Genomic DNA, 4,081 nt, shown 5'->3' with positions numbered 1-4,081 from the left:
CTGCAGCTCATGGCCGAGCAGCTGTCCGACCAGGGCGTCCCGGTCTTCCTCGCCGACATGAAGGGCGACCTCTCCGGTCTCGCGACGCCCGGCGAGGGCAACGACAAGATCACCAGCCGCGCGGCCGACGTGGGCATGCCATGGACGGCGACGGCATACCCCACGGAGTTCTACGCGCTCGGCGGCAAGGGCGCGGGCATCTCGATCCGCGCCACGATCACGAGCTTCGGCCCGACCCTGCTCAGCAAGGTCCTCGGCCTCAACGACACGCAGGAGAGCAGCCTCGGGCTGATCTTCCACTACGCCGACAAGAACGGCCTGGCCCTGCTCGACCTCAAGGACCTGCGCGCCGTCATCACCCACCTGACCTCCGACGAGGGCAAGGCCGACCTCAAGGACCTCGGCGGCCTCTCGAGCGCGACGGCCGGCGTCATCCTGCGCAACCTCATCACCTTCGAGGACCAGGGCGCGGGCGACTTCTTCGGCGAGCCCGAGTTCGAGACGAGCGACCTGCTGCGCACGGCCGCCGACGGCAAGGGGATGATCTCCTGCCTCGAGCTCCCCCAGGTCCAGGACCGCCCGCAGCTCTTCTCCACGTTCCTCATGTGGATGCTCGCCGACCTCTTCCACGACCTGCCGGAGGAGGGCGACCTCGACAAGCCGAAGCTCGTCTTCTTCTTCGACGAGGCCCACCTGCTCTTCGACGACGCGAGCAAGGCGTTCCTGCAGGCCATCGAGCAGACGGTCCGGCTCATCCGCTCGAAGGGCATCGGCGTCTTCTTCGTGACGCAGTCGCCCAAGGACGTCCCCGCCGGTGTGCTCGCCCAGCTCGGCAACCGCGTCCAGCACGCACTGCGCGCCTTCACCCCCGACGACGCCAAGGCGCTCAAGCAGGCCATCRCGACCTACCCCCACACGGCATACGACATGGAGAAGCTCCTGACGAGCCTCGGGATCGGCGAGGCTGTCGTCACGGTGCTGTCCGACAGGGGGGTGCCGACGCCCGTCGCGTGGACCCGGATGAAGGCGCCGAACTCGCTCATGGACCCCTCGCCCCAAGCGACGATGGACGCCGTCGTCGGCGCCTCGCAACTCAAGACGAAGTATGCCGACGTCGTCGACCGCGAGTCCGCCTACGAGAAGCTCGCCGCCCGGCTCCAGGCGGCTCCTGCCGCTCCCGCGGGCTCCCAGGCCCCGGCGCCGTCCCCGGCGGCCCCCGCTCCCACGTCCGCGCCGAAGCGCGCCCCCAAGGAGGAGCCGAGCATCATCGAGCAGGTCGCCGGCAGCTCGGCGTTCAAGTCGATGCTCCGTTCCGCCGGCACGGTCATCGGCCGCGAGATCACCCGCAGCATCTTCGGCACGCGCCGGCGCTGAGCCGCAGGGTTCGAGGGCGCTGCTCGGGCGACCGCCGAGAGCGCTACGCGTCGAACTCGATGTCGTCGAGGTCCCCGTCGACGTCGGCGAAGTAGCTGATGACCCGGATGTCGGGCTCGTCGAGCACCTGGAGCACGAGCTGACGCAGCTTGATCACCTGCCCGTTGTCGAGACGGATCCGCTTGGTGCGGCCACGGGTCGGGTCGGTGTCGTGGCGCTCCCACCACTCGACGGTCGCCGGGTTCGACTTGAAGATCTCGTCGAGGAGCCGCTTGAACGCCGGGTCGTCGGGGTGCCGGGCGTACGCCTCGCGGAAGAGCGCGAGCTGGTCGGCCGCCTCCTGCTCCCAGTCGACGAAGAGGCTGCGGGCGGCCGGGTCGCAGCAGTAGAACCACAGCAGGTTGCGCTCGCGCTTGCTCCGCTTGCTCTCCCAGTCCGTGAAGAGCTGGCACGCGGTGTGGTTGGCCCCGAGGACGTCCCACCGGGCGCCCACGACGTAGGCCGGGTTGGGCTCGATGGAGTCGAGCAGCTCCTCGAGCTCCTCCGTCAGCTCCTCCGGTGCCTGCGGCCGCCGGGACGGGGTGCCGGTCGCAAGCGCGTGCAGGTGCGAGCGCCCGTCGGAGTCGAGCTTGAGCGCGCGGGCCAGGCCGTCGATGACGCTCTTGCTCGGGCGCAGGTCGCGGCCGCGCTCGATGAGGTCGTAGTAGGCCACGGAGATGTTGGCGAGCTCGGCGACCTCGGTACGGCTGAGGCCCACCCGACGCCGGCCCTTGGCCCGCTTGATGCCGACCTCCTCGGGCGCCAGCTCGTGCCGACGCGCGCGGAGGAACTCCCCCAGGGGTGAGGGGGTGCGCACACTGAGGGGGACGTCCGTGGTCATGGCGCACATCCTGCCAGTGCAGGCGCCCGACTCACCGCCGAGGAGGCCGGCAGGCCAGGCGGCTCAGGTGAGGGGCTGGCCCCCGGTGACGCCGATCACCTCGCCGGTGACGTAGCTCGACTCCGGGGACGCGAGGAAGACGAAGGCGGAAGCCAGCTCGGCCGGCTGGCCGGCGCGACCCATCGGCGTCTGCTCGCCGAAGCCCTCGACCTTGTCCTCGTCCATCGTGGCGGGGATCAGCGGGGTCCAGATCGGCCCCGGCGCCACGGCGTTCACGCGGATCCCCTGCTGCGCCAGCTGACCCGCGAGTCCCTGCGTGAAGGCGACGATGCCCGCCTTGGTCGTCGCGTAGTCGAGGAGCTCCGGGGACGGCTGACGCGACTGGATCGACGACGTGTTGACGATGGTGGCGCCCGCCTCCATGTGGGGCAGCGCCTTCTTGCACAGCCAGAACATCGCGTAGAGGTTCGTCTTCATGACGCGGTCGAACTGCTCCGTGCTCACGTCGGCGATGCCGCCCGGCTGTGCCATCTGGTATGCCGCGTTGTTGACGAGGATGTCGATGCCGCCGAGCTCCGCCACGGCCCGGTCCACGACCTCGGCACACTGCTCCTCGCGGGTGAGGTCGCCCAGGCACAGGACGGCCTTGCGGCCGGCCTCTCGCACCAGGCGCGCCGTCTCCTCGGCGTCCTCCTTCTCGGCCTCCAGGCAGGAGATCAGGACGTCGGCGCCCTCCCGGGCGAAGGCGATCGCCACGGCGCGTCCGATGCCGGAGTCACCGCCCGTGATGACGGCTCGACGGTCCTTGAGCCGTCCGGTGCCGCGGTAGGTGTCCTCGCCGTGGTCCGGCTGGTCACCCATGGCGCCCGTCAGACCGGGGTGCTCGATCTGCTCACCCTCGGTGCGGGGCTGGTCGTGCTGCGTCGTGGGGTCCTGCTCGGTGTACTGGTCGTCTGACATGCAAGCCTCATCTGGGTCGGGTCGGGTGTTCACAGCCGGTGTGGAGTGAGCCGCTCAGGCCTCCAGACCGGCACGGTCGATCTTGCGGTGGTAGTGCATGCCCGCGCGACCGCCGATCAGGGCGCCGAGGAGGCTCGCGACCGCCACCACGAGCAACGCGATGAGCCCGCCCTTGGTCAGGGTCCCGCCGTCGACGGGGATGCGGGGAAAGCTGTTGAGCTGGCTCAGGACGTCGTACTTGCTGCCGGCGACCGCCGCGATGCCGGCGACCACAAGGGCCACGACGACGGCCCACAGCCAGACTGCGAGGCCCTGCTTGGTGCCGTTGAACCGGGCCATCCGGGCCGCCACGTAGCCGCCGCAGTAGTAGGAAACGAAGAGGACGAGGACGAGGACGATACCTCCGACGAGGCCGACGCTGCCGGGAGCCTTCGTGGCCTCGGTGGCGGCCTGTGCGGCGTCGGTGCCGTTGGCCACGCCGACTGCGGTGCCGGCCGCGGCCACCAGCGCCGTGAGCAGGAGCGCCATCCCGGTGGCGGTGAGCCAGCCGAAGAAGGCGGACCCCACCTTGACGCCACCGAAGACCTCGCGTTCGACGGCGAGGGCCTTCTCGCGCACGGCGCGCTCGTGGTCACCGAGCCCGTCGTTGCCTGCGCGCTCATCGGAGACGCGGGTGGAACCCGTGGAGTCGTGGCGCGTCCCGGACGCCTCGACGCGATCCGGGGGGCCGGCTGCTGTGCTCATGTTGATCCTTCGGTGTCTGGTCTTCGGGCGGTCGTGTGTCTCGTTGCCGTACCCAGAAAGGCCGCCCGCGTACGTCGTGCCAGGTGCGCCGGGGCGTCCGCGTCGTGGTGGGCAGTCGTGGAG

Annotated in this window: 4 protein-coding genes; 1 reads left to right on the top strand and 3 read right to left on the bottom strand. The window is 70.4% G+C overall.

The window, feature by feature from the left end; all coding sequences use genetic code 11:
• Positions 1-1,374 (top strand): helicase HerA-like domain-containing protein (locus AC1DP0_RS19040; RefSeq protein WP_478087521.1); only part of this gene is annotated, 1,374 nt, incomplete at its 5' end.
• A 43-nt stretch (positions 1,375-1,417) separates the two neighbouring features.
• Here the strand turns inward: AC1DP0_RS19040 and AC1DP0_RS19035 are convergent.
• The 3 genes from AC1DP0_RS19035 to AC1DP0_RS19025 all read right to left on the bottom strand — a co-directional run bounded on the left by AC1DP0_RS19035 (position 1,418) and on the right by AC1DP0_RS19025 (position 3,958).
• Positions 1,418-2,254 (bottom strand): helix-turn-helix transcriptional regulator, encoded by an 837-nt coding sequence (locus AC1DP0_RS19035; protein ID WP_478087519.1) that lies wholly within the window; start codon positions 2,252-2,254, stop codon positions 1,418-1,420.
• A gap of 63 nt (positions 2,255-2,317) precedes the next feature.
• Positions 2,318-3,214 carry an SDR family oxidoreductase gene (locus AC1DP0_RS19030; RefSeq protein ID WP_478087517.1) on the bottom strand — a complete coding sequence of 299 codons (897 nt, stop codon included), beginning with the start codon at positions 3,212-3,214 and terminating at the stop codon, positions 2,318-2,320.
• A gap of 54 nt (positions 3,215-3,268) precedes the next feature.
• The gene (locus tag AC1DP0_RS19025) at positions 3,269-3,958 is read right to left on the bottom strand and encodes a hypothetical protein (protein WP_478087516.1); all 690 of its coding nucleotides are present in this window, start codon (positions 3,956-3,958) and stop codon (positions 3,269-3,271) included.
• Positions 3,959-4,081: the final 123 nt, after the last annotated feature.

The organism is Terrabacter sp. P5_B1, assembly GCF_056400505.1.
The sequence above is the reverse complement of the archived record's forward strand: the minus strand, read 5'-3'. Positions and strand labels throughout refer to the sequence as shown.